The organism is Arthrobacter sp. WCS2018Hpa-7 (assembly GCF_031843805.1).
GTDB lineage: Bacteria > Actinomycetota > Actinomycetes > Actinomycetales > Micrococcaceae > Arthrobacter.
This window is the reverse complement of record NZ_JAVTJB010000037.1, coordinates 1-24,235: the sequence shown is the minus strand read 5'-3', so window position 1 is coordinate 24,235 and position 24,235 is coordinate 1. Positions and strand designations below refer to the sequence as shown.

Here is a 24,235-nt window from a genome sequence, read left to right as displayed (position 1 = left end):
AAGCTTCGCCAGCAGCCAAAAAACAACGGGGGAGAGGGGAAGCTGGCCGGTCACCACAGGTCGCCCCACCCACCACCTTTCTCGGCAAAAGAAGGAGCAACACCATGAACGCAGCACCCACGCTGGAAATGATCGACCCCACCACCTTGACCGTTGACATCAACGTCCGGAAGGACGCCGCTTTGACTGCTGAGTTTGTTGCCAGCATCAAGGAACACGGCGTGATGGAGCCGGTGATCGCCCACCGCAAGGACGACGGGACCGTGCACGTGCTGATGGGTCAGCGCCGTACGCTCGCGGCTGTGAAGGCAGGTCGAGACAGCATCCCCGTGATGATCATCGAGTCGCCGGAAGAGGCTGAGCGGATCGTCTCGCAGATGGTGGAGAACATCCACCGCGCAGCGATGACCCAAGGGGACGAAGCCGACGGTTACCACCAGCTGTCTCTTCTGGGCATTTCTGCCGCTGAGATCGCCACGAGGACCAAACGGCCCAAACCCGCCGTTGAAGGAGCTTTGAAGGCAAAGGCATCCGCCGCCGGAACCGCCGCCCTGGGCAAGGGGCACACCATCGAGGAAGCCCTCGTGATGGCCGAATTTGAAGGGGACGAGGAAGCCACCGCCGAACTGGAATCGGTCGTTGCAGACGAACCGGATCAGCTGCTTCACGTCGCCCAGCAACTCCGGGACGCACGCGCTCACGCTGCTGCCCTTGCAGCTTTCACCGCTGAGCTGGAAGCAACCGAAACGACCATCGTTGAAAAGCCCAGCTACCACGACGACGAAACGGCCCGTGTCAGCTCCTTGAAACGCGCAGACGGAGAACACGCCACCGAAGAAGACGCCAACGCCGTTTACATCGAGCAGGACTACAAGGGCGAATGCTCCACCGTGCCGGTGATCGTCGGATGGAAGAAGCTCGGCTTCAAAGACCGTTATAGCTTCTCCTCATCGGCCCAGACAGGTCCGATGACCGAGGAACAGAAGGCCGAACGGAAAACCTTGATCGCCAACAACAAAGCCATGGAATCGGCCACCACCGTGCGCCGAGAGTTCGTCAAAACCCTGCTGACGAAGAAGCAGGCACCGAAGGGCTGGCAGTACTTCACCGTCCACGCCATCACCCACCACACCGAAGTCGCCCGTAGCTACGACGGAGAAGTAGCCGCCGTGATGGTCAGCGCGAAGATCGACGGGCAGAAGTCATGGGCATGGAACCCGCTGAAGGATCACGTGGCAAAGTCCCCGACCCGACCCGAGTTCTCTCTGATCGCTCTCGTCTGTGCCGGATATGAGAGCACCATCGCCAAGGACTCGTGGCGGAGACCGTCCCAGACACACCGGGACTACCTGAACCAGCTCGTCACATGGGGATACACCTCGAGCGAGGTTGAACAGATCATCATCGACAGCGGCAAACCAGCCGAAGAAGACACCGCCGAGGAAAGCACCGAAGCGGCCTAAGACCCCTTGCCGGGCGGAACCCCCACCGCCCGGCAAGGCCCCCGGCCACTCACCACGACAGGGCCGGGAACCTCCCAAACGTCGGGCGGTCCGCCGCCCAGGGCGAACCACAGCAGCCAATCACCAGCGGCGGACCGCCATTCAACGCCACCATGCACACGCCCACCAAGATGCCGCGGCCCGCCAGGGACCCGGCTACTCCATCGACTCACCACCGAGGTTTTGTCGGAGGCCCCAGCTAGGCTCAACCCAAGGCACCCGAACAGGAGTCACCATGACCAAGCCACCCGTCCCTGACAATCCCATCACCGACTTCATGAACAGCGACTTCACCGGCACCTTCGACTGGTCGCTGTTGGCAATGATGCTGATCAGCACCGCGCTAGTCGCCGTCTACGTCGGCGCCGCGATGTTGATCCGAGGAAACAACTCGCCAACATCCAGGTCACCCAAGGGGACGGATCTCGCCTTCGGCCTCGCCATCGCGACGCCCCTCGCCGGCCTCCTTGTCCTGGGCCGCAGCGGACTCGGATCGGGACTAATCATTGGAGGATTCGCTCTGGTCATCGGCCTAACCCTTTGGGCGACTGACCGCGGCACTCGAAGCGAAACCAGCCAGGCACCACAATGAGGATCCGCTAGACTTAACACAGATTTCCTTTTTGCCGAGAGGAACAAAGCAGGACCGGCCCGCGCCGGTCCTGCTTTGTTTAACCCTCAAACCAGGCACCATCCCCATGGGTCAAGACAACCACCGCCGACCCACCACCCGCAGCGGGACAGGTCTTTTCAGCCGCGACCACACACTGGGGCACCCGCAATCACCCGACCCAGGCACAGGAACCCAACGCTCGGGGCAGCTGCCAAAGAAGCCGGGGGAGTAACACCGGACTACTACCCGCAACACCAAACCCGCCAACCGTAGGATGCTCCGAGTTGCTAGTGTCCGCCACGACCTCGCACGATCGCCCGGACGCGTTGTTTGGTCAGGCCCACCAATTCGCCTATCCGATCAAAGGTCCACCCTTTGGCCGGTGACAGGCCCTCGTTGTTCCTGGGCTCCGCAAGTGAGGACATGGCGTTGCGCCGGATCTGCAACGCAAGGCCCAAACGGTGTTCGATGACCCGACTCACCACGTCTGCCAGGACCAAGAGCCTCGCCTCTTCAACAGTGTCGCTGTTTCGCCTCAACTCTGGATCGTTGCCCAGCCTCCGTTCCAGCTTCGGGAGATAATACGGATCCTGCACCGCGGCGGCCAGATGTTCCGGGTTCCATCCATGCACAGCAAGACGCTCCGCCAGCACCGGTGACTGGGACCAGTAAATGAGATCCCGCCACAGCGGCTTGTCCTCCTCCGGAATGGCAGACGAACGCCACCGCTCATCCCAGTCCTGGACTGGATCGCCCACTTTCGCAACCGGGTACTGTTCCAGCTCGGACATGATGAATCCCCCTACTCGTGACCACCGGGACAATCAGCCCCCTCGAAGACAATAGCTGTTGTCAAACGAAAAGACAATACCTGTCAATTTCAGGAGTCGACGGCACAAAGTTCCCTGTGATTCCGGGATTTGTGCACAGGACTCTTGACCACTGGCTGGCCGATAGTCCCGTGCACTATGGTGCTTTTGTTCGGTACTCCTGTTCCCTAGAAGGAGGCAGGCATGGATGCTGATCCGACTCGTGTTGTCGCCGATGGGCAGCTGACGATGTCGGATGCCGCATGGGAACAGGCCAAGAATCGTGCCGCGGTGATCGGGGCGTTGGCGCAGCGCCGCACCCCAAGCGCCGCTGCTGTTGACCAAGCGGCTATGGAACTTGGTGGTTCCCGACGCCGGGTCTACGTGTTGCTTGCCCGGTATCGCCAAGGTTCGGGTCTCGTAACGGACCTTGCGGTCCGTCGTTCCACAGGAGGTAAGGGTCGAAACCGACTGCCGGAACCGGTTGAAGAAATCATGCGCGACCTTATCCGCCGGCGGTTCCTGACGCGACAAAAGCTAAGTGTTGCGGCACTTCACCGGGAGATTGTCAGGACCTGCGCGCTGAAAGGCTTGAAGCCCCCGACGCGGAACACGGTGACTCGGCGTATTTCCATGCTCAACCCCGTTGAAGTGGGACGACGCAGGGAAGGGCCGGATGCCGTGAGGACCCTGCAGGCCGCGGGCGGTGAGGTGCCGCTGATCAGTTCGGTCCTGGAGCAGGTACAGATCGACCACACGGTCATTGATGTGGTCATCGTTGACGAACGGGAACGTCAGTCGATTGGCCGCCCGTATCTGACCGTGGCCGTCGACGTCTTCAGCAGGGCCCTCGTGGGCATGGTGGTGACGCTGGAACCTCCATCGGCTGTTTCGGTGGGATTGTGCCTGGCCCACACCGTTGGGGACAAGCGTCCTTGGCTTGAGCGTCTTGGCGTGGAGGTGGATTGGCCGATGAGCGGCAAACCGAAATCGTTGTTCCTGGATAACGCGGCAGAGTTCAAGAGCGAGGCGCTGCGGCGTGGCTGCGAGCAGCATGGCATCAGGTTGTCCTATCGGCCACCTGGGCAACCCCACTACGGCGGCATTGTCGAACGCGTCATCGGCACGGCCATGCGCAGGATCCACGAGCTTCCGGGAACAACGTTTTCCAACCCGGGGGAGCGGGGCCGCTATGACTCGGAGAGGTTGGCTGCCTTGACGCTGCCGGAGCTTGAGAAGTGGCTGGTACTTGCGGCTGCCAGCTACCACGGCAGCGTGCATAAGACCTTGGGACAAACCCCGGAAGCCAAGTGGGCTGCCGGGATAGCCGCGACCGGGCTGCCCGCCGTTACCGCAAACCAGACTTCCTTCCTTGTGGACTTCCTCCCTGTCATCCGCCGCACGCTGACCCGAACAGGCTTCGTCGTCGACCATGTCCACTACTTTGCGAACGCTCTGAAACCGTGGATCAGCCGCCGCGACAAGCTGGAGCCGTTCGTCATCCGACGAGATCCACGCGATATCAGCCGGATTTGGGTGTTGGAACCGGACGGACACCACTACGTGGACGTCCCGTACCGGTCGATCGCCAACCCTCCCATCAGCACATGGGAGCACCGGCAGGCTCTGGCCCGGTTACATGATCTCGGCGCCACCCAAGTGGACGAAGCAGCACTGTTCCGGATGATCGACCAAATGCGCCAGGTCAGCGAGACTGCCGTGAAAACGACCAAGCGCATCCGCAGGGAAACCGAACGCCGCAAATACGCCAAGAACCCGGGCCGACCAGACCCCATACCTTCAAAAGTCCCACCACCACCGGACACACCACGCAGCAAGGACCCGGAAGAGGTTTCCGTTCAACCCTTCGAACAGATCGAGGAATGGTGACCGTGGAAGATAACGAGACCGGGGATTTGTCGCATCTGCACCCCGTATCGCGGGAATTGGCAAAGCTGCCCACCGAGGAGAGGGTGCGGCGCATCCGAGCAGACCGGTGGATCGGCTACCCCAAGGCCTTGGACGCCGTCGCACGTTTGGAAATACTCTTCAGCTGGCCGAAGAAGCAACGCATGCCAAACCTCCTGCTGATCGGCCCAACGAACAATGGCAAGACCATGATCGTTGAGCGCTTCCATCGAATGCATCCACCTGTAACTGGCCCTGACGGCGAGAACATCCCGGTCGTGTGCATGCAAATGCCCTCGGAACCCTCGGAGCTTCGGTTCTACACTGCCCTCCTTAACGCGATGGGAGCGCCCTTCCGGTCAAACCTGCGTCTACCTGAAGCCGAACGTCTGGCCCTCTCACTCCTGCGCGAAGTCGAAGCCCGGATGCTCGTGATCGATGAGTTCCACAACGTTCTGGCTGGCCACGGTGAGAAACGACGCGAGTTCCTAAACCTGCTCCGGTATCTGGGCAACGAACTGCGCATCCCGCTTGTCGGCGTCGGCACACGTGAGGCCTACTTGGCCGTCCGGTCCGATGACCAGCTTGAGAACAGGTTCGAACCGTTCATTCTGCCGCTCTGGGAAGTTGGCCTGGAGGCCAGGTCGCTGTTGGCCAGTTTCGCCGCGGCATTCCCATTGCGCTCACCGTCGGTCATCGAAACCGAGGACATGGCCAGGTATTTGCTTGCCCGCAGCGAAGGCACCATCGGTGAACTCGCCCACCTTCTGACGGCGGCCGCGGTCGCCGCCGTCGAGACCGGCGAGGAGAGGATCAACCACCGGACCCTGACCCGGGCAGACTACATAGGACCATCGGAGCGGCGCAGACTCTTCGAAAAGCAGCTCCAGTGACGGCGGTGCGGCGCTGGCCCGTGCACCCGGCACCGACGCCCGGTGAGGCGCTTTCGTCTTGGCTGCGACGGATCGCCGTCCGCTATGAAGTCCACCTCGAAGACCTCGTCGTCGATCTGGGCTTCTGGCCCGGCCGGGCCGCGGACCTGGACACCTGCCCACCCGAACGTTTCGCCCAGGAGCTCTCCACAAGAACCGGCGTCGATGCGCAACGGATCCGGAAAATGAGCCTCAGCGGCTGGTCGCCCTGGCTACTTGACCGGACCGAACCGGATCCCGGGACGTTTGCCAAGTACACGCGACAGTTCTCCGTGCTGCTGCCAGCGGAAATACGGTGGCCGCGTGAGATCTACCCGTGGATGCCTTGGTGTCCAACTCGCCCGGCAATGAGGGCGTGCCCGCATTGCATCGCGACGACGGAGCCTCCCCACCCTTATGAATTGTTGTGGCTGCTGCCGCTGACGCTTAGCTGCCCGATTCATGGATGTCTTCTGGAAATGTGGACTAAGTCGGTTAGCTACTTCGGGGGCTGGGAACGCAGGCCGCCAAACCCAAGGCCTGTTCCTGCCACGCTGTTGGCGATGGACACCAGAACCTGGCAGGCCATGGCGACGGGGAGAGTCCAGCTGCTCAGCCAGCAGGTCCCTGCCGGGATCTGGTTTCGATTGATGCGCACTATCATCGACGAGCTGGGTGCACCCCTGACCGAGTGCCGGACTGCTAATCGCATGATCATGTGGATTTGGAAACAGGCCGGCCATTCCGGGCGGGTAGGACCCCTTAAATGGCAACCCCACGAAGGCTACTCCATCGACAGCCAGCTCCGGACACTGGAGGCAACGGCGACAGCAATTCAACTTCTAGAGAGCGACGCCCTCACCGGCAGAGGCACGAACGCCGTCTTCTTCCGACCGGCAACGGCCCCGGATAACGGTTGGCCGTGAGGACCAAGTGAACGCTTCGATGTCCAACGTGGCAACGGAGACCTTGGCTGTAGACAGCTGCTAAGGAGCCGGGATGGGGGCAATGCACAGGACTTGTGACATTTGTGCCGTCAGCTTCTGAAAATGACACTTCCCAAACCCACCAGACGCCCAAATCACCAGAACATCACTACCAAAAACAGGCCAGAAAACCCTATAAATAAGGGTAAAAGCCTTTAAATTCGATTGGATAAAAGCTAGAATAGTAGTAGCAATTCAGCCAGACGAACCTAACCAAAACTGATACGAAACGCAGGACTGAAAATGACTTCCTCAATCACCGATTACACGGTCTACACCAAGCCCGGTTGCCCGAACTGCGACCGCACGATGGAGTACTTCGACTCCAAAGGCATCACCTGCACACCCGTGGACATCACCGAAGTGCCGGCAGCGCTGGAGTACATCACCGCTGAGCTTGGCTACTCCCAGGCGCCCGTCATCGTGAACAACTCCGATGACCAGGACCACTGGTCCGGCCTCCGCCGGGACAAGCTCGTCCAAGCGGCCATGACCCACAAGGCAGCGTGAGGACCGTGACCACACCGCACCCGGTGGACGGGTTCGAGATCAGCCCGCGAATCCCGTTGGAGGTGGATCTGTTTCGGGAGACCAACCCCAGCGGGAGGATCTACCCTGACAGCCTGGACCCGTACGCTGGCGTCTATGCCAATCCTTACAGCGTTGACGATGACCGCTACCTTGCCGCGATCAGCAGGGCCCCGATAGGGGAGGGCGGTCTCTGGGACGAGTACACCGCAGACCAGCACCAGCCCAACGATCTCACCCACGACAAACCAAGTGGCACCGAACCTCAGAACGAAACCAGCACACCCACCGAGAACACCACCAGCACACGAGGAAAAGGAATCATCATGGCCGGCGAAACCACCATCACTGTCATCGGAAACCTGACATCGGACCCCGAGCTGCGGTTCACCCCTTCGGGTTCGGCGGTAGCGAATTTCACGATCGCTTCAACGCCCAGGACTTTCGATCGTCAGTCTAACGAGTGGAAGGACGGAGAGACGCTTTTCCTCCGCGCCAGTGTGTGGCGGGAAGCAGCTGAGAACGTCGCCGAGTCCCTGACCAAGGGCACGCGCGTGATCGTCTCGGGTCGGTTGAAGTCCCGGTCTTACGAGACCAAAGAGGGAGAAAAGCGCACCGTCATAGAGCTTGAGGTAGACGAGATCGGCCCGAGCCTGCGCTACGCCAACGCGAAGGTCAACCGCACCCAGCGCAACAACCAGGGCGCAGGAAACGGTGGTGCATTCAGTAACCAGGGCGCCGGCGCTCAGGCAACCCAGCAGGACGACCCATGGGCCGCGAACTCTTCAGCCAGCGCCGGCTCCTGGGGCAACGGACCTGACTCCGAACCCCCCTTCTAAACCAGGACCATTGATGAAGTCGAGCGAGAAGAAGGGTCCCTACTTCACCGAAGAGGACCTGAAACAAATCAGGGCAGCGGTGCAAGCCGTGGGACCGCTGGAGGGCTACGCCTCGATCACGGACTTCGTTGAAGCAGCTGCACGCCGGGAGCTGCGTCGGCTGCAGCGCAAATACAACGACGGCCGGAAATGGCCGGGAGTTGAGGCCGGGCAGCTCCGCCCTGGGCGGCGGACGCGAGCAGAAACGGCTGCGGGGGAGGATCGGAAAATGATCCGCTCCAAGTCCACGCGAGCCGTTTCCCAACCGATGGAACGAATCCTCATTCAGGACGTTATCCCCTACGAGATACCCGACAGGTTCAGTGACCTTCGAGGGCCGGCAGATGGGCAGCTGACTCTGCCGCATCACGTGTACTGGGGACCAACAGCGGAATGCGATCTGGGCCAGCCCGAAGGAGTTATCAAGGCATACCAGGCGGTGCTGCGCGAGGGGACCAGGAAGGACCAGACGGAACTTCTCAACGCCGATCTTCTATGTAGGGTCTGGCCAGATCTGATGCTCCCAGTGAGATGCCGGCAACTCTGGGAAGGCAAGTTCCCGAACCTCGCTTAAGGGCCCGGGGAAAGGCTGTAAGACCAGGAGCCGAATACGTCATTAGCTTCCGGTAATGGGGGCATGAACCGCTGGTCAGGAAAAACCTCTGAACACGCCTTCATCGTCTGTGCTCTCTGAGAAGTCCTCCCAGTCCATATTGGAAATGTTCAGGTTGTTGTCGACCCCCCAGAGTTCAGTAGCGATGCAACGAAACGGATGACGCGCCTCCTCGTGCAAGTCAATGACCTGAATCGGATAGCCAGTGCCAAGGGCAGGGCGATCAACTATGAAAAGAACGGCGGCATTGTTGTTGGCTGTAAGAGCAGCCTCCCGGACTTGCTCCCAGCTGGTGCCGTCCCAAGCCTTGTCATCAATTGCTCTCACGTAAGCGCGGAAACCGTCCTGGTTCTCCGTAAGAACAAAAGTCAGTAGGTCTATCCAGGGCTCGTTATCGGTGAAGGAAGTGCGTACCAGGAAGGAGCCATTTTCCGAACTTGGGAGAGTCAACATGACGTTATGGAAACACAGTGGCCGTCCGCCAACTCGGAACATATGTCGTGTCGTGAGCTCGCAGCCCTGCACTATTCCCGTCTCATGAACTTCGCGGCGGCCCAGCCATCGCTGTTACAAAACTTGCCAGGGGCTCCGAGTTTGCCATCGATCGAAGAACTGGTTGATTTCGTCTGTAGATGTTTGGTCGATGGACAACCATTCCGTGGCGGCTTTGCGCCCGATCTGCCCGCAGTCTTCTTCTGACATCGGGCCCCGTGGATCATCGTATAAGTCGCTGACTTCCATCCAAAGGTTATATGCGCCGCCATCGTGGGAGCAGTCCAGGAGCTCACCAATGAACTGTTGGGCTTGCTCCATGACGAGGTCGTAGATTTGTCCGTCCGCGGCCTGCAGCACCTTGTGAGCGACGTCCGTCATTGCTTTCAGAAAGCGGGACTCAAGATTGGCGTCGTCCATGGGGTGTCCTGTCGTTTCTGGCGTGCGTCGCGGCAGGCGGGCACAGGGTTAAGGCCTCCAGTACTTCAGAGTGCAACACCCTGCCGCTTTGGAGGACTCCCGGCACTCACGGTTCCTGTGCCTGCACGCCTCGGCCCCGCGCAACTGGTGTGTGTTGTCCCGGCGGAAAGAACCGGAGCCTGCGCCCGTGGTGCGTCGGCAGCGCTGTGTCTTGGTCCATGGGGAAGGCTGCCGTTGGTGACCGGCTGCGGGTGGAGGCTGTGCACGGCCACCGCTTGCTCTGGTGTGTGGTGTCCAGGTGGTGAGGTGGTGGTTGTGTGCAGCCGGTCAGGCGGGTCCGGTCGTCCACTTGTGTGCGGGAAAAGCCCGAAGGTTTTAGCTTTTGCCGTGCCCATGTGGGCGAGGGGCTACTACTGTTCCGATGCCACCGGGGCAGGTGCTGTATCCCGGGCGGTCCTCTTGCCGCGCGGTCGTCCGCCGGCCTTCCTACCAGGGGTGTCCAGGCCGAAGCCGCGCAAGTCCGATTCGGTCCAGTCGGCACGCAGTGCTGCTTGGTAGTCCTTGGCGTACTTTTGTTCGGCGGCTGCGAGCAGCTGTGCGGCTTCTTGAAGTTCTACGCTGCTGGCCGCTGCGTTTTTCACGGCGTTGACCTTAGCGTCCCTGGCAGCGTCAATTTTCGCGGCCGCTTTGGCGGCTATGTCGTTGATATCCATGGTGCCAGTCTACCGGGCAGAACAGACCCCGAAAGGGAGGGTTTCTCCCGAGTCGCACGAAAGGACGAAAAACGCAGAAACTCAACCATGCGGAGCAAGCTATACACTTACACGGGTGTAAGCGGCTTGTCGTCCTCGACACTGGCTGTCGAGTACGGCACACTTGTCAGTGTGGTCCCCGGTTCGGGGTCGCTACGCTGGGCCTTTGAAGGAGGGATTGGGATGTCGGAAGAGGAGAACACTCACCGCCCCAATCTGTCCCGTCGTCGTCGGGCAAACACTCCGGCAGGAACAAAGAAGCGCCGTGACGTTTGGGTCACCGTGGAAGAGGAAGCGGCTCTCGTTGCGAGGGCCGAACGTGAGAAAGTGACCGTCCCGAACCTGTTGGTTTCCTCGGCCCTGGCAGAACGCACGGACTCACCGACGGAACGGCGGGCGGTGATTGCTGAACTCATGCAGCTGCACAACCTTCTGGCCCGTTCATCGAACAACATCAACCAACTCGCACGGCAGGCAAACGCGACAAGTGAGTTCCCCGTAGAGGCCCGCGAATCGCTGAAGCATATCCGTTCAGTGGCCATGCGAATTGATCGGGCCATAGAGGGGCTGATGTAAGGGATGATTCCGAACATCACACGCGGTTCGCGCATGGGCGGGCTCATGGTTTACCTCGCATCGACGGACTCCGACAAAACCAAGAATGCACACAGCGATCCGCACTTGGTGGCCGGTGACCCAGCCATCATGGCGTGGTACGACGACGGCATACTGGACCGCGATGATGCCCTGGCTATTGCCAAACACCTTGACCAACCGCGCAAGGCATATGGCGTCACGGTTCAAATCAAGGACATGCAATGGGACGCGGCCAAGAAGGAACGCGTTCACGTTGGCTACAAGGACGCCAGCGTGTGGCACTGCTCGCTGAGTCTTCGCGCCGAAGAAGGTGCACTGACGGACCAGCAGTGGGGCGATATCGCTAATGACTTTGTGGATTCCATGGGCTTCACCGAGGCCAGCGAAAAAGCCCAATGCCGTTGGGCGGCTATCAACCACGGCACGAGCGAGAACGGCAACCACCACATTCACATCGCCGTCTCTCTGGTGCGCGAGGACGGCACCAAGGCTTCCTCTCACGGGGACTACAAAAAGGCGCAGCAGACCTGCCGCGAACTGGAAGTTAAGTACGGCCTTGAACAGCTCTCCACTGTGCATGCAACCCGTGGCTACGACCCCGCCGAGAAGGCCACCGCCGTGCGCGGTGAACGGGAAATGCACCGCTCATCTCTGGCACGCAAAGTCCGCGCCAGCGCCAGCGCCTCAGCAACGGAAAGCGAGTTCGTCCGCCGCGCCCGCGACACGGGAATGTTGCTGCGACCGCGCTACGCGAAGAACACCACCGACGTCATTGTTGGGTACTCCGTGGCCGAACGACCCAAGCCCGGAGAGCGTCCCATCTGGTTCGGCGGTGGCACGCTCGCCTCGGACTTGAAGCTTGGTGCTCTGCGTGAGGCATGGATGGACTCGCCGCAGCTTGCCACGGAGGCGGCAGCGGAATGGAACGCGGCAGCACGCAACAAGCGCACCGTGTCCAAGACCGGTCCTGAGAAGGCAACGCCATCGCCCCAGGTGTGGGTGGAGTACACCCGCAACGCGACCGCCCTTGCAGAACAACTGCGTGCCATTCCATTGGACGATCACGTCACATGGGCGAAGGCAGCACGGGACGTTTCGGGAGCCTTCGCAGCATGGTCACACCGTCTCGAAACCACACCTGGACCGCTGGCCGAAACCGCCGCGGAATTGTCCCGCACCGCGCAACTGCGTGCACCTCGCCAGCACAGCAAGGCTGTTGCCTTGCCGTCCATTGCCGGCACCGCAATGTTGTTCCTGGCGGCATCGAGTAAGAACAAGACAGCGGCGCAGGCTGCGCTGATGGTGCAGCTGGCGAACATGGCTGCATCGATCTACGACATGCATCTGCAATCCGGTCGGACACGTGAAGCGGAGAGGATTCGAGCTGTCGTTGCAACTCAGCTCAAACCTTTTGCAGCGACCATGCCCCGGCCCGTCAGCGTTGGGGCGACAGAGCAATCATTAGATCGTGAACCTGTACGGAATCCTGTGGAGCTTGGCCTACGCGGTATGGCACCTATCCGTCCCGGCTCAGTTGTTCCAGGAACAACAACACCGGCCAAGACGCCCACGCGAACCGGACGCGAATCCGGGCCTGTACTCGACCGATAAGAATCTCACCACTAGTGCAAGGGGAACACCATGAGTGAATCAGACGGAATGGACGACGTAGTAGACGGTGGACTGCGGCAATGGCTGATGATCGCCTCCCGTATTGCAGAGACTCTGGCTCGCAAACGACAGGAAGCCCAGCGGCAGCAGGAGCACCTTGAATCGACGGCTGCTCACGAAGCCCAAGCACGCTTTGCCGCCGAGCGCAGTGCAGCCCACGCAGCGCTCGCACCGGTTGAAAAGGAGCAATGGTGGGACAAAGCTCAACCGTCCGACATCGCCACCGCACACACCGTCGCTGAATCGTGGAAGGACCACGACCCGACGGCCCTGGCAGCGTCTGAGAAGATCCGTCAGGAAGTCCTCACCCGCTACGGCATCGACACCCATGACGTCGGCACGGACGCCGCTTACCTCGAGTCAGGCATCCAGACCATCACCACGGAGAAGGCCCGACAGGACGCACTTGCCCTCAGCCAAGAGGAGGCACGTAAGGCCGCAATCGAACACGAAAAGGCCATGCAGCTCCTCGCAGCGGCCCGCGCCGAAGAACTACGCGCTCAGGCGGTGAAACTCGCCCCCGAAATGGAGCGCCACCAGGTGCCCGTGGAGTACCTGGCCAACCTCGAACTGACCAAAGCACTAAAGCTGGCACACAACGCAAAGACACCCAAAGCGTTGGAGGTAGCGGATGCCGCCGTGAAGGAACGTATGTTCCTGATAGGCAAGGACGGCATCAACGGACCCGACATTGACCAGCTCCGCAAAGAAACCACAGCGAACGTTAGCGGTGCTGGTGAGGAACACTTCAAAGACCCTGCTTTCGTGGACGCTGCCAAGAGGCTGCACGAAGCGAAACTACTGGCTGAGGGCGGGTTCAAGGGCGACACGTGGTCAACCCAAGAACAGCGATACGAGCGGGCCGAGGAGGAACTCTTCGCCCGCATGGAAGGCATCGGACGCGAGATCGAGAACCGCGTCACCGGCAACGACAGCAGCCGGCTAAAAGACCAAAGCCTGAAAGCTGAAACGACTTCCGCCAGCGACTACGGTTCGGCCGAACAGCAAAAGGCGTTTGCCGCCTCCCTGGCCAACAGCGGCGCCAACGAATCACAGGTCCGGGGCCGGGTAGCTGCAGAGCGCAGCGAGTCGACCCACCCTCGCGCAGCTCTCACGATGGGTAAGGGCGCGGCGAAGGCAAGAAAGGCCGCAACGGGGTCCTCAAGGGGCGCTGAACGGTTCAAGAGCGGCCCGTCCAAGTAAGGCCTCGTATGGAATCCGTGGTGCCGCCGAGAGCAAACCGGTGGCACCACTACTCACAAGGGCTCATTCCATCCCCAACTATCGGGCCCGGACGAGAGTTCCATGTTTGAAACTATGATTCCTTCGCTGGCTGCAGAAGAGCTTCGGTGCACCTTTCTGAGGCTCGACCTAGTCAGATATCTCGACCCCGTCGATTCGCGTGCCCGGTTCCAGATTTTGGGTGGAAACTCTTAGCTGACCCATCAATGACCAGTAGACCTCAATGTCGCTGACTTCAAGATTGTCGACACTGTCAGCACCGCCTAGGAACAACGGTACTTTGTACCCCGCGCACTCATTGAAGGCGAGACCAACAGTGTTCCGTGCTTCCCACTCATGGAAGAAGGTCGGAAGCAAACTTGGTTCAGGATCGCGCACGAGCTCATCATCATGATAAGTAGAGAAGCTTCTCGGAATCTCTAATGCATAGCCTGTTCCGGGTTCCAGTAAAAGGATCTCTGGATCCCTCTTGCCGCTCCGAAGATCGAGAATGAACTGGCGTCCCAGCCAGTCGAACCCGAAAGGGATGAATGGGAAACTGAACTCAGGGTAAGCATCTGCGAGCGTTCTGGCCATGTTCTTTGAGGACTCTGCCGAATGCACTCTGTAGAGGCCGTTGTTGAAGGTGCAGCCTCCATATCGAGCGAACAGGTAAGACACAGTATCGGACCCGACTGATGGATTCCCCGGGGTGCCGTCCGTGACTTCGAATTTGGTGCTGAAAATTTCTAGCATGAGACCATCATCTCGTACATATGGAGACTCCGCAGATCGGCGTTCCCGTTGGTACGCCTTTCAGTTGCTGTGCAATTTGTGATCCGAGGCTCCTGTTGACCGACAGGTCTAGAGGTGACATGTTATCGAGGGTATTTGAGCCGCCAAGTTGAAGATCGATGATGTGATCGATGTCGGCGCCAGCTGGCTTCGTATTGCCCGCCCTACCCCACATGGTGCTGGCGGAAGACCCGGTACGTTCAACCTTGGTGGCCTCCAGAAAGGCGTTGTTGAGGTTCGCTACCTTTGAGTCGGCCGCGGCCTTTTGCGCTGCGGACCATCCGTCCATATAGGTGAGTTTTAGATGGACGCCAAGCGGCCCTTCAGCTCCTTTGAGAGATGTTTTGGGGATGAATTTGTTGCATCCTTTGCAGAAAATCGCAGCGGCGGCGCCTACGGCTGCCCCGCCGGCGTCTTCTCCACCGATCTCCTTTCCGTCGGCTGCTTTTCCTGCCATTTGGGCACCGGATCCCGCGAGAGTTCCGCCGAGGCACCAGACGACGCCCGTTGCTATGCAGAAAATTGACCCAAAGCCGAGGCTGAGCCCGAAACCGAGTCCTTCCATGGGACCCATGCCGAGCTTGGCTGCGTCATTGGCTGTTGGGTAGCCCGTGATGGCACCGAGATCGGCGTCGTCGTATAGGTCCATATTGCCGGGCAGGCTGGTGTTCGTTGGCTGCGTGATTGGTGGGGCAGCCGGCGCGGGTGTGCTGGGGGCTGGGTTCGGAGCTGATACGGGCCCGACGGAACTGCAGATGTCGCAGATGGGTATCTGTATCGCCAGCCCTGTGGGGTCGGAACCGTTGATGACGTTGCCGAAGGCGTAGGTGTAGGGCGTGAAGCCACGTTGGTCTTCGGTGTTCAGGATCGGATCTGGCGCGGTGAAGACTCCGAGGACGGGGTCAAGTTCGCGGGCACCGAGGTGGGTGAGGGAACTGGCGGTGTCGTCGAGGCCGGCGATGTAGCCGTTGACGGCACCGAAACCTGCCACGTTGGCGGCGTTGGATCCTGTTCCTGCTGTGGTGTTCGCCCCGGCGGTGAAGGCCGCGTTGCCGTTACCGGTGCTGTTGGCCCCCCTGGCGAGGCCCAAGGGGTCGGTTCGCCGGACCAAGGTAGTTATTTGGGTGCCGGCGGTGGTGTTGGGCAGGGTCATGGTTTGGGCGGTGTTGACGCTGTCACCGACGATGAACGCCAGCTTCGTGGTGCTGCCTGAAGTTGTGCGTTGTGCGACGACTTTACCGGCGAAGGTGTAGGTCTTCGTGGCTGACTTCGTACCGGTGGCGGTGTTGTGGTGGGCGGTGATGCTGCCTAGGGTGATGGTCGTCCCGGTCCCGTCGGTGATACCGACGAGATTCCCGGCGGCGTCGTAATACCGTGCACCTTGGTCATCGGCGATTCCGGTCGGTGCTGCAGGGGGCGTACCGGCCGTGGCGTTCGGGTTCGGGTTGGTCGGGACTGTGCTGATACCGGTGGTGGTGTCCAGGCGCCCGTCGAGGGTGTACGACAGGACTTGCCCGGCGCGGCCGGTCATCCGTCCTGCTGTGTCCCAGGTAATGGTCCGAGCGACGGCGGTCCCACCGGCCGGGGTGGTGGTGATGGACTGGAGTCGGTGCGGGCCGACCGTACCGGCTGCGGGGTAGGCGTAGTCCTCAGTCGAGGCAAGGTTGCCGTTGGAACTGAAGCGCTTGACTTGGGAACGGTCTCCGGCCGCGGTGTAGGTGTATGTTTGCGCGTACGGTGCCGGGCCGCCGAGCCCGGCCACGGTCGTAGCTGTGGTTGCGGGTGCGGTGCCACAGGAGGTGTTTGCCGGTGTCCAGACGGCTTTGATGCGGTCTGCGTGGTCGTAGCTGTAGCACTGGGAGTCTGTTTGGGGCGAGAGCCTGGTGGTGTAGGCCTGTTCCCGTTCGGTGATTCTTCCGGCCGGGTCGTAGGTGTACCGGGTTGTGCCCAGGTCCGTGGTTGTCGGACCGGAGTTGATCTTGTTGGTGGCGGCCGTGTCGGTTAGCCGCCCGGTGGCGGCGTCCCAGTTGAATGTGATTTTGTTCTTCCCCGTGGTGTTTACCCCGGTGGTGTCGTTGTTGTCGTATTGGGTGTAGGACGCGATCTGGTTCAGGTGGTTGTATGAGCCGGAGGCGACGTAGTAGTTCGACCCTCCACGGAGCTCAGAGGGGTTATCGAAGGTGTCGTAGCCGTTGGTGACCGTTTCTGCGGGCAGGCCAGCGACGGCAGGGGTTCCTGCGACGTCGGTCTTGCCCGTGAATGTGGTGGTGTTCGTGAAGGTGTATGAGGTGGAACCGAAGCCGGTCAGCCCGGCGGGGAGGGTCGTGACGGTGGTGCCGGGTGTGTAGGCCAGGTCGAAACCACTGTAGGTGGTGGTGACAGGCTGGTTGAAGGTGTCGCCGTTGTTTCGGGTTGAGCTGGCGAGCACGCCCTTGGGGTTACCGGTTCCGTCGTAAGTGTTGGTGATGAGGGTCTTCTCAGTACCGCCGGACGGGGTAACAGTCTGCTTGGTGATCCGGTCCAGAACGTCGTAGGAGGACTTGGTCACGGTGTTGAGTTCGTCGGTGCGGGATGCGATCCGGCCCGCGGCATCGTAGACGATGGAACTGGTACCGGTGTCGGGGTCCTCGCTGGCTATTTGCCGGCCGGCGGCGTCGTAGGCCCAGGTCCAGAGGTTGTAGCCGTCGCCCATGCGCGTGAGCTGTCCGAACACGTCATAAATGTAAGAGCTGACGTCGGCGGAGCCGGTGGCTGTGGTGCCGTAGTAGAGCGTGCGGCTCTGGACCTTGCCGTCGGTGTTCACCACGGTCCTGACGGGGGATTTCGTGAAGCCCGTGTCAGAGGTGACCGTGGTAGTGGTGGTGTCGATCCCGGCGTAGGTGTGCTGGGTTTTCCAGAGTTCGTCGTTGTCCCAAGCCATGGCCCGCTCAGCAGCGACCCGGCCGTAGGCATCGTAGTCGAACAATATCGAGGACGGAACGGCGATGCTCGGGGTGACCAGGACACCGTTCGGGGCGGTGTAGACGTAGTAGGGGTTGCGGACAAGGTCCTTGTTGCCTGCCGAATTGTACGTGGTATCGGTGACTATGGCGCCACCACCGGGCGACTGCGACTGTGTCTGCCTGACCCGGCCCATGCCGTCATAGACCGTGTATTTCTCGGTCGTTTGTTGACGGCCGTTCATGACGGTCTTCTTCACCCAGGACGGGCTGGTTTGGGAGACACTGTAGCTGGTCGCCACCGTCGGATTGTCGGGATTGCTGCCTTGGGGGCGGCGGACGTCCCAGGAAGCGACCTCACGGCCTGAGGGGTCGTACTTGGCGCTGGTTTCATGGCCGTTTTGATCCACGGTCTTCAGGGTGTTGCCGCGGATCGCGTCCAAGGTCGTGACGGTAGGCTGCCAGTTCGCGGCGTTCGTCGTCGTTACGGTGGTGACTGGCCCGGTCGCCGGCGAATAGGCCGTTTTGGTCACGCGTGGCGCGCCGGTGCTGTTGTCGGTGGACTGGGTGGGCCGGCCGAGGGCGTCATAGATGGTGGTTGGTCCGGTTTGCCAAACGGTGACGTTCGCACCTGAGACGGAAGTGGCGGTATCGACCCGGGTTTTGTCGGCATTCGTCGGAGCGACGTAGCCTGTTGAGCCGGGTACCGCTGAGGTGGAGGTGTCGTACAGGGTCCGGGTGGACTTCAGTATCGAAACTCCCGGGGTATTGCAAACGGACGAATAGGTGGAGGTGACAGCCGGGAGGGACAGGATGTTCAGCCCTGTGTTGTCGGCGTAACTGGTCGTCGTGCAGCTGTCATCTGTCAGGGTCCCCAGCTCGCCGTCATCGCTGACGGAGATGACTCTGCCGAGGCTGTCGTAGCCGTTGGTGGTCTTGGTTTTCCGCCAACCGCTTCCTTGCCCGGAAGCGATTTGCGTTTGAGTCCAGCCGGTGCCCGTGAAGTAGGCCTTGACCGATCCCAGCGCAGCCGAAGCCGTGGCGGTGGGGTATTGCGAGTTCCAGGGATAGCTGACAGTACCAGTCATGTACGTGCCACCAGTGCCGCGGTAGCTTCGTTTTTCGAACACCCGCCCGGCGAACCACGGCGAGTCACGAACGGTGGCCGTCCCGTCGGAGGTGGTCAGGCTTACTGACCGCATCGTGCCGGAGGTGTTGGCTGGTGTGCCGTCGTTGCCGCGGAAGTACGTGGTGAGAGTGTAGGGGTTGTTGCTTTGGACAGGGTCGTTGCCGGTGATGGTTTTGACCTCAGGCCAGCCGCCGAACACGGACCAGGTCTTCTTGGACCCGCCGGTGCTGGTATCGATTTTCGGGCCAGCATACTTCCACACCAGCTGGCCGTTGTATTCGTACCGGGTCATAAGCGGGGTGCTGCCATCCACGCCCGGGCTTGGGGTCGTGGTGACCTGCTTGACCGGGTAGACATTGAAGTAGGACATCATTGCCGGCTGAACGATCGGTTCGGTCGGGACCCACCATTGCGGGAAGCACATCTTGGTGTTGTTCTCGGGAACTATGTCGACGTTACCGTCCTGGTCAACGTCCTCGTTGGTGCAGTTGGGCTCCATATACTCCACCGCGGTGGTGGCGCCGGTGGAGTTGATGATCTCGGTCAGGCGGATGCGGTTCATCGTCGGCTGTCCGGAGCGGACGTCCCAGACCCTGTTCTTCTTCCCCCGGCCGTCAAAGAGCGTGGCCGGGTCCGTGACCCAGGAGGTGCTGTTGGAGGTCGTGGTGTTGGCGCCGGAGTGGGTGATCGATTTGAACCACAGCGCGGGCCGTGCCCCGACGACATCCAGAGGGTCGGGCATGGTGTGTACCAGGGACCAGTAGTCGGTGTTGCCGTAGCTGGTGCCATTGACCAGCGTTTGGGACAGTACCGACAAGAGCCGGTAGTGGGTGTAGAAGGTTGGGGCTTGGACCGGGCATCCGGACGCTGTGGGGCAATTAAATTCCTCGTACGGGACATCGTTTCCCGCCGAGCAATCCACGCCTTGTTCACAGCGGCCGGTGTAGCCGAAGTGCACGACCATGGGTGCTTTGGCGGTCAGTTCGCTGCCGGCGCGCATGCCGTAATCCACCCGGGCGAGACGACTTGCACGGACGTAAGAGTACGTTGGTCCGGTGCCGGCTTTCGTATGGTAAAAGTTTGTGTCCCGGGTGTAATAGAAGGCTTGGGAGTTGTCGTGCACGTCCACGACGTAAGCAAGGTTCCACGCGTACGCCTGCTGGCAGAAGTCACCGACCGACAGCAAGTGACTGCAGGGCTGACCGCTGTTAGCGGCCCTGACAGGGACGTAATCGGTGGAGTTGGTGTTCTGGGTGGCGCTGGTCCATCCGGGAAGCTTGTCCACGCCGAAGAAGTATCGGGTCCCTTCGGGGTCGGTCAGAATCCAGTAATCCCCTGCGTAGGTGCCGTTGCCGGCACCGGTGAGGTACTCGAGGCGGCTGCCGTCATCATTCTGCAGCCTGTACTTCAGCTTGGGATCAGTCTGGTTGGGGTCTTCGATGATCAGCCCGGAGCGGCTACCAAAGGTGATGCTGAATTTCTGCCCGCCGGGGTTGCCGCACAAGTCCCAGGTCGGGGTCCCGGCCGGAAGCTGATCCTTGCAGGACCCGAATTCCTGCCGGATCGAGCCTGTCCCGGACAGACCCCAACCGTCACCGACGACCGAGGCCTGGGTGTTGGTCGCGCTCGTCAGGCCGTCCAGGCGGGTGGAGTCATAGGACAAGCCCAGGGACGGGGTTTTCCCGGCCGGGGCTTCGCGGATCGGGAAGGGGTAGTTCCAGGTGAAACCGCCGGTCTGTCCCGTGGTGCCCCAGGACCCGGAGCCTACGCCCGGGACGGCGGTGAAGTTGGAGGTGCCGTTCGCGTTGCCAGGGACTGTTGCCAGCATCGGGGCCCGTGCGGTCTGCAGTGCCACGGTTGAGGCATTGGTCGTCCCGTCGATGACGGTGTCTGCCGGGGCAGGGGCCGCGGTTGCGTCCACCCCCGAGGGTGCGGGCGCGGGAGGAGGCTGCTCGGTCCAGGCCTGAACAGGGATCGGTTCCACTTCCCGGGCCGTAGCCTCCGCGGCTGTCGGAACGGTGGAGGCCGGTTCGGGAATGGCGGTGAACGCGGAGCCGCTGAGGATGAGCGCTGCGGTGAGGGTACCGGTCAGGAGGGCCTTGAGGGGCAGAGCCAGGTATTTAGGGGTCCTCATTTGAGCAGGCCCTTCTTTTCGGTCACGCCGTCGGTGTTCACAAATGCCTTTTGGATGCTGGAGAACTGGCCGTCGGTCAGGATTTCGCCGGTCAGGATCGGTCGGTAGATTTTGCCGGTGAACTGCTGCGCACCGCCCATGCTTTGACCGATGACGACCTTGTGGGTGGGGGCGGCAGGGACGACGTTCTGCTGCGAGGCTGCGATCACCCACGTGCCGACGCTGCCTACGCCCTGCTGGGACGTCAGCCGCAACTGCCGGTTGGTTTTGTCATACACTGCCGTGACATACGTCCAATAGCCCGCTACAAGCGCGCCGCTGTCTTCTTTGACGATGTGGCTTGAACCCACACCGGTCCACGCCTGAAGCCTGACCGGGCCTTGTTCACCGATCTCCAGTGCTGCGCCCGGGGTGGTGCCAGCCAACTGGGTGATCAGGGAGCGGATCTGGTTTCCTCCGACAGTTGTCGGGCACACCCAAGCCGCGACGCTGAAATCACCGGAGGTGTCCACGGCGCCGGCCGCTGTCTCTGCCTTGCCGCTTCCCGAGTTGAACTGCAACGCCCAAGCATTCTTATCGGTCGGAGCTGTTGTGGCCTCGGTGCAGGATCCTGCGGGGATGCGCTGCTTATTGATCTCCCCGTCGGCGTGGATCTCGGTCCATTTGGCGGTCCCTGTCGGTGTCAGGGAAAGGTCGACGCTCTTGGACAGGATCGGTTCTGGGACAGTCAGGGTCGCCGTTGTCGCGGCTCCCGACGCGTAGTCATCGCCGATGTTGGCGACATTTCCGGCCTCGTCGAACGCCCACACCGATAGGACAGTTGTGTCATTAACCGCACCAATGTTGACCACAACCCCGTCCGCGCCCGGGCAAATGATGATGAACTCATTGATTGGTGGCGTCTGGCAGTTCACATTCGTCGGTGGGGTGACCGCGGCGTCCTTGGTGACGGAGTAAATGAACCCGTCGGCGCGCATTTGCCTCTCCGCGTCATAGCCGTTGCTGATCTTGAACGGATACGACGCGTCCCCTGGGGCGTTGTCGTTGTCACTGTAGCTCTTGACCCCGTTTTGGTCTGTCGTGACGGTGTATTTGGCGCCATCAACCTGGGTGATCTTCGGCGGGTTCGGTGCTGTGAGATCCACGCTGAAGGGGAAATTCATCAGCGGCGAAACACCCTGAAACTGGTCGTAGCTTCTGGCTTCCAGGATGTAATTGCCTTCGGTCAGTGCCGGAGTGGACCCCCATTCGATGGTGACGGGTCCCCAGTTCGCGGAAGCGTTGTCGACCCATCCGCTGAACACATTTCCACCGCCGGATGCGCGGCGGACGCTGAAGACCACTTGGATCCCACCACCAATCACTCCATCGATATCACCGGCCATGACGGTCAGTTTCGGTTTCGGGATACGGGTCACGTACGGCGAGTTGAAGGCGACGTTCGACCAGCGTCCGTCCTGGATCGAGTGGATTGCCGGTCCGGTTGGGTTGCGGTTGAAGTCGACCTTGACCGCGCCTTCGTTGGAGAACCGCTTCCACGACAGGCCACTGTGGTCCAGTTCGTTGTCCGCGGCGAGCATGATCGTCCACTTCGGGGAGTTCAGCAGGATGCTCTCCGCCGCAAGTAGGTCAAAGCCAACCATCCCGGCCGGACAGGCCGAGCTCCATCCCTTGGCAACGTTGCCCCGGTCAGTGCGGACCTTCAACTGTGGCTGGTTGTTCCACGTCGTTCCGGTGCCTACTTCACCGGTGACCCACGAGGCAATGCCGGTAGGGGTGCAGGAGGCGGACCAGGTTTCCAGGATTTCGAAGCGGGCATTGATCAGATTGGCGGTCGCGTCAAACGTTTTCCCCTCGAACTGGAAGTACGACCTGGCCAAGTGCGAATTCCCATCGGTTGGCCAGTTCGGCGGGATGTAACCGACGTTCTGCGTGCTGGTGCCAAACGCACCATTCCAGTAAGAGGTGGTCGGATATGCCGTGTCGACCATGACATAGGCCGTACGCAGCACGTTCCACGGCGGATCCACATAAATCGGGTATTGCACATCCGAGGCATTCAGGATCTCATCCATCCCGAAGACCTGGGTTTGTTTCCCGGCTTCTTCCCCGAGTGTGAACTTGAAAGGTCGAGTCAGGCCCGGAGTGCCCGGGTCCAAAGCCGAAGCGCCGGGCTGTGAAGAGTCCCACCACTGACCCCCGCTCATGTGCAGTTCCACCTCACCGGTGTCACTGCCCGTCGCTGTGATGGCACCTTCGGCGGTTTCGGCGACAGTGGTGTTGCCCGTGTCCAGGAATAGCCGCATCTGTGCCACGCGCGGATCTCGGGCGGCCTCGGCGGATTCAATTTTCAGCACTTGGGACACGCCTGTCTTGTTGGCGATCTGCACCAAATCCACGCCGGGAAGCACCTGCCGGTACGTGGCCGTGTTCTCCACCAGGACAGGCACCGGCAAAGACCCGAACGGCCAAGACTGCTCGATCGAGTGCCCATCCTTGTCATCAATGCTGGCCATCACATTCGAACCGCCGGCACCCAGGGTCACATCAATCGGGACCTGCTCAGGCTTGATCACGGTTTTGCCGTCTTCGACGGTTTTCACCAAGTCCGTGGAGATGTCCACCCAGCCCTCGCTGGTTTCCATCCGTACCGGGGCCGTGTTCATCGTGCGGGTGAACGTCCCGTCAGGGTTGGCGACCGTCTGATCAGTCGGAGTGGTGGCCGATTCGACCACGACTTTCTCTCCGGACGCTTTCGCCTCGACCTGGGCGGCCCGCTCCGAGCCCGGTTCCGGCGTGGGCTCCACCGCGCCGGCAGCTGGCGTGGTTTCGGCAGGCTGCAGACCCGGTAAGGCGGAGGCTGACGGCACTACAAGCGCGCTGACGAGCAAGGACAGAGCAAAGGCCGGTACGCAGGCACGGCGAAGGAACGCAGGAGAGAGACCCACAGCATCACTTTCTGGAGCAAAGACACTCGACAGAGGGATGCAGCTAGCGCCGTACGAGCCCCCAAATTCGACTAGCGAGAGCAGACTATCCCGCAGTTGAGTGAAAATCCAAGCAATGTCCAGTCAACACACAGAAACTTGTGATTTGTGACGAATACCATGTTTGGTGGTCATCCTCGAAGTGGCGCCGGCCCCGACAAAACGAGCAAGGCCGCCCGACGCCACGGTCCTTGCGAAGATCGGATTGACGCACCTCAGCCGAAGGGGTGCTGGACTGCACACTAGTATCTTTATCAACCCATTTAGGTTGACATATTATCCGTTATCGGCGTTTAAGTGGGACGAGTAGAAGTAGATGAGAGAACCCGTCCCATCCTGCTTTTAGTGTT

The 24,235-nt window shown here is 60.9% G+C and carries 18 protein-coding genes; 11 read left to right on the top strand and 7 right to left on the bottom strand.

What is annotated here, in order from left to right:
- Window positions 1-104: 104 nt before the first annotated feature.
- Window positions 105-1,463 (top strand): ParB/RepB/Spo0J family partition protein, encoded by a 1,359-nt coding sequence (locus tag RQH14_RS22545; RefSeq protein WP_311215343.1) that lies wholly within the window; start codon window positions 105-107, stop codon window positions 1,461-1,463.
- A 274-nt stretch (window positions 1,464-1,737) separates the two neighbouring features.
- The gene (locus RQH14_RS22540; RefSeq protein WP_311215342.1) at window positions 1,738-2,094 is read left to right on the top strand and encodes a hypothetical protein; all 357 of its coding nucleotides are present in this window, start codon (window positions 1,738-1,740) and stop codon (window positions 2,092-2,094) included.
- 308 nt (window positions 2,095-2,402) lie between these two features.
- Here RQH14_RS22540 and RQH14_RS22535 read toward each other — a convergent pair whose 3' ends face one another.
- Complete coding sequence (locus RQH14_RS22535; RefSeq protein WP_311215341.1) at window positions 2,403-2,906, bottom strand: hypothetical protein; 504 nt, start codon at window positions 2,904-2,906, stop codon at window positions 2,403-2,405.
- Window positions 2,907-3,128: 222 nt separating this feature from the next.
- Here RQH14_RS22535 and RQH14_RS22530 point away from each other — a divergent pair, with 222 nt between their 5' ends.
- From RQH14_RS22530 to RQH14_RS23210, 6 genes are all read left to right on the top strand, one after another.
- On the top strand, window positions 3,129-4,814 hold the full coding sequence (locus RQH14_RS22530) for a Mu transposase C-terminal domain-containing protein (RefSeq protein ID WP_311215340.1): 1,686 nt from the start codon (window positions 3,129-3,131) through the stop codon (window positions 4,812-4,814).
- On the top strand, window positions 4,808-5,725 hold the full coding sequence (locus RQH14_RS22525) for a TniB family NTP-binding protein (RefSeq protein WP_311215339.1): 918 nt from the start codon (window positions 4,808-4,810) through the stop codon (window positions 5,723-5,725). Before RQH14_RS22530 ends, RQH14_RS22525 begins: the two co-directional genes overlap by 7 nt.
- The gene (locus tag RQH14_RS22520) at window positions 5,722-6,669 is read left to right on the top strand and encodes a TniQ family protein (protein ID WP_311215338.1); all 948 of its coding nucleotides are present in this window, start codon (window positions 5,722-5,724) and stop codon (window positions 6,667-6,669) included. The genes RQH14_RS22525 and RQH14_RS22520 overlap by 4 nt, the downstream gene beginning before the upstream one ends.
- A gap of 303 nt (window positions 6,670-6,972) precedes the next feature.
- Window positions 6,973-7,239, top strand: coding sequence for a glutaredoxin family protein (locus RQH14_RS22515; protein WP_311215337.1), 267 nt, complete (start codon window positions 6,973-6,975; stop codon window positions 7,237-7,239).
- A gap of 5 nt (window positions 7,240-7,244) precedes the next feature.
- On the top strand, window positions 7,245-8,096 hold the full coding sequence (locus tag RQH14_RS22510) for a single-stranded DNA-binding protein (RefSeq protein WP_311215336.1): 852 nt from the start codon (window positions 7,245-7,247) through the stop codon (window positions 8,094-8,096).
- A 13-nt stretch (window positions 8,097-8,109) separates the two neighbouring features.
- Window positions 8,110-8,709: a ParB family protein gene (locus RQH14_RS23210; RefSeq protein WP_396136348.1), complete on the top strand. Its 600-nt coding sequence runs from the start codon at window positions 8,110-8,112 to the stop codon at window positions 8,707-8,709.
- Window positions 8,710-8,784: 75 nt separating this feature from the next.
- On the opposite strand, the gene RQH14_RS22500 is transcribed toward RQH14_RS23210, so the two are convergent.
- The 3 genes from RQH14_RS22500 to RQH14_RS22490 all read right to left on the bottom strand — a co-directional run bounded on the left by RQH14_RS22500 (window position 8,785) and on the right by RQH14_RS22490 (window position 10,373).
- Window positions 8,785-9,201 (bottom strand): DUF6924 domain-containing protein, encoded by a 417-nt coding sequence (locus RQH14_RS22500; protein ID WP_311215335.1) that lies wholly within the window; start codon window positions 9,199-9,201, stop codon window positions 8,785-8,787.
- A 114-nt stretch (window positions 9,202-9,315) separates the two neighbouring features.
- On the bottom strand, window positions 9,316-9,660 hold the full coding sequence (locus RQH14_RS22495) for a hypothetical protein (RefSeq protein ID WP_311215334.1): 345 nt from the start codon (window positions 9,658-9,660) through the stop codon (window positions 9,316-9,318).
- A 410-nt stretch (window positions 9,661-10,070) separates the two neighbouring features.
- A complete protein-coding gene (locus RQH14_RS22490; protein WP_311215333.1) occupies window positions 10,071-10,373 on the bottom strand; it encodes a hypothetical protein in 303 nt (100 codons plus the stop codon).
- 222 nt (window positions 10,374-10,595) lie between these two features.
- Between RQH14_RS22490 and RQH14_RS22485 the strand changes: the two genes are divergently transcribed.
- From RQH14_RS22485 to RQH14_RS22475, 3 genes are read left to right on the top strand one after another with little or no spacing between them, the layout of a single operon-like run.
- A complete protein-coding gene (locus tag RQH14_RS22485; RefSeq protein ID WP_311215332.1) occupies window positions 10,596-10,988 on the top strand; it encodes a plasmid mobilization protein in 393 nt (130 codons plus the stop codon).
- A 3-nt stretch (window positions 10,989-10,991) separates the two neighbouring features.
- Window positions 10,992-12,620 (top strand): relaxase/mobilization nuclease domain-containing protein, encoded by a 1,629-nt coding sequence (locus RQH14_RS22480; RefSeq protein ID WP_311215331.1) that lies wholly within the window; start codon window positions 10,992-10,994, stop codon window positions 12,618-12,620.
- A 30-nt stretch (window positions 12,621-12,650) separates the two neighbouring features.
- Window positions 12,651-13,883 (top strand): hypothetical protein, encoded by a 1,233-nt coding sequence (locus RQH14_RS22475; protein WP_311215330.1) that lies wholly within the window; start codon window positions 12,651-12,653, stop codon window positions 13,881-13,883.
- A gap of 168 nt (window positions 13,884-14,051) precedes the next feature.
- On the opposite strand, the gene RQH14_RS22470 is transcribed toward RQH14_RS22475, so the two are convergent.
- Genes RQH14_RS22470 through RQH14_RS22460 form a run of 3 tightly spaced genes read right to left on the bottom strand, consistent with a single transcriptional unit; the run spans window position 14,052 to window position 23,846 of the window.
- The gene (locus RQH14_RS22470; protein WP_311215329.1) at window positions 14,052-14,657 is read right to left on the bottom strand and encodes a T6SS immunity protein Tdi1 domain-containing protein; all 606 of its coding nucleotides are present in this window, start codon (window positions 14,655-14,657) and stop codon (window positions 14,052-14,054) included.
- A gap of 7 nt (window positions 14,658-14,664) precedes the next feature.
- On the bottom strand, window positions 14,665-20,898 hold the full coding sequence (locus RQH14_RS22465) for an RHS repeat-associated core domain-containing protein (RefSeq protein WP_311215328.1): 6,234 nt from the start codon (window positions 20,896-20,898) through the stop codon (window positions 14,665-14,667).
- Window positions 20,895-23,846, bottom strand: a complete 2,952-nt coding sequence (locus tag RQH14_RS22460) for a LamG-like jellyroll fold domain-containing protein (protein WP_311215327.1) — start codon at window positions 23,844-23,846, stop codon at window positions 20,895-20,897. Before RQH14_RS22460 ends, RQH14_RS22465 begins: the two co-directional genes overlap by 4 nt.
- Between the last annotated feature and the right edge of the window lie 389 nt (window positions 23,847-24,235).

Coding starts and splice junctions, on each gene's coding strand:
- RQH14_RS22545 (WP_311215343.1), top strand. CDS start 105: ATGAACGCAGCACCCACGCTGGAAATGATCGACCCCACCACCTTGACC.
- RQH14_RS22540 (WP_311215342.1), top strand. CDS start 1,738: ATGACCAAGCCACCCGTCCCTGACAATCCCATCACCGACTTCATGAAC.
- RQH14_RS22535 (WP_311215341.1), bottom strand. CDS start 2,906: ATGTCCGAGCTGGAACAGTACCCGGTTGCGAAAGTGGGCGATCCAGTC.
- RQH14_RS22530 (WP_311215340.1), top strand. CDS start 3,129: ATGGATGCTGATCCGACTCGTGTTGTCGCCGATGGGCAGCTGACGATG.
- RQH14_RS22525 (WP_311215339.1), top strand. CDS start 4,808: ATGGTGACCGTGGAAGATAACGAGACCGGGGATTTGTCGCATCTGCAC.
- RQH14_RS22515 (WP_311215337.1), top strand. CDS start 6,973: ATGACTTCCTCAATCACCGATTACACGGTCTACACCAAGCCCGGTTGC.
- RQH14_RS23210 (WP_396136348.1), top strand. CDS start 8,110: ATGAAGTCGAGCGAGAAGAAGGGTCCCTACTTCACCGAAGAGGACCTG.
- RQH14_RS22500 (WP_311215335.1), bottom strand. CDS start 9,201: ATGTTGACTCTCCCAAGTTCGGAAAATGGCTCCTTCCTGGTACGCACT.
- RQH14_RS22495 (WP_311215334.1), bottom strand. CDS start 9,660: ATGGACGACGCCAATCTTGAGTCCCGCTTTCTGAAAGCAATGACGGAC.
- RQH14_RS22490 (WP_311215333.1), bottom strand. CDS start 10,373: ATGGATATCAACGACATAGCCGCCAAAGCGGCCGCGAAAATTGACGCT.
- RQH14_RS22485 (WP_311215332.1), top strand. CDS start 10,596: ATGTCGGAAGAGGAGAACACTCACCGCCCCAATCTGTCCCGTCGTCGT.
- RQH14_RS22480 (WP_311215331.1), top strand. CDS start 10,992: ATGATTCCGAACATCACACGCGGTTCGCGCATGGGCGGGCTCATGGTT.
- RQH14_RS22475 (WP_311215330.1), top strand. CDS start 12,651: ATGAGTGAATCAGACGGAATGGACGACGTAGTAGACGGTGGACTGCGG.
- RQH14_RS22470 (WP_311215329.1), bottom strand. CDS start 14,657: ATGCTAGAAATTTTCAGCACCAAATTCGAAGTCACGGACGGCACCCCG.
- RQH14_RS22465 (WP_311215328.1), bottom strand. CDS start 20,898: ATGAGGACCCCTAAATACCTGGCTCTGCCCCTCAAGGCCCTCCTGACC.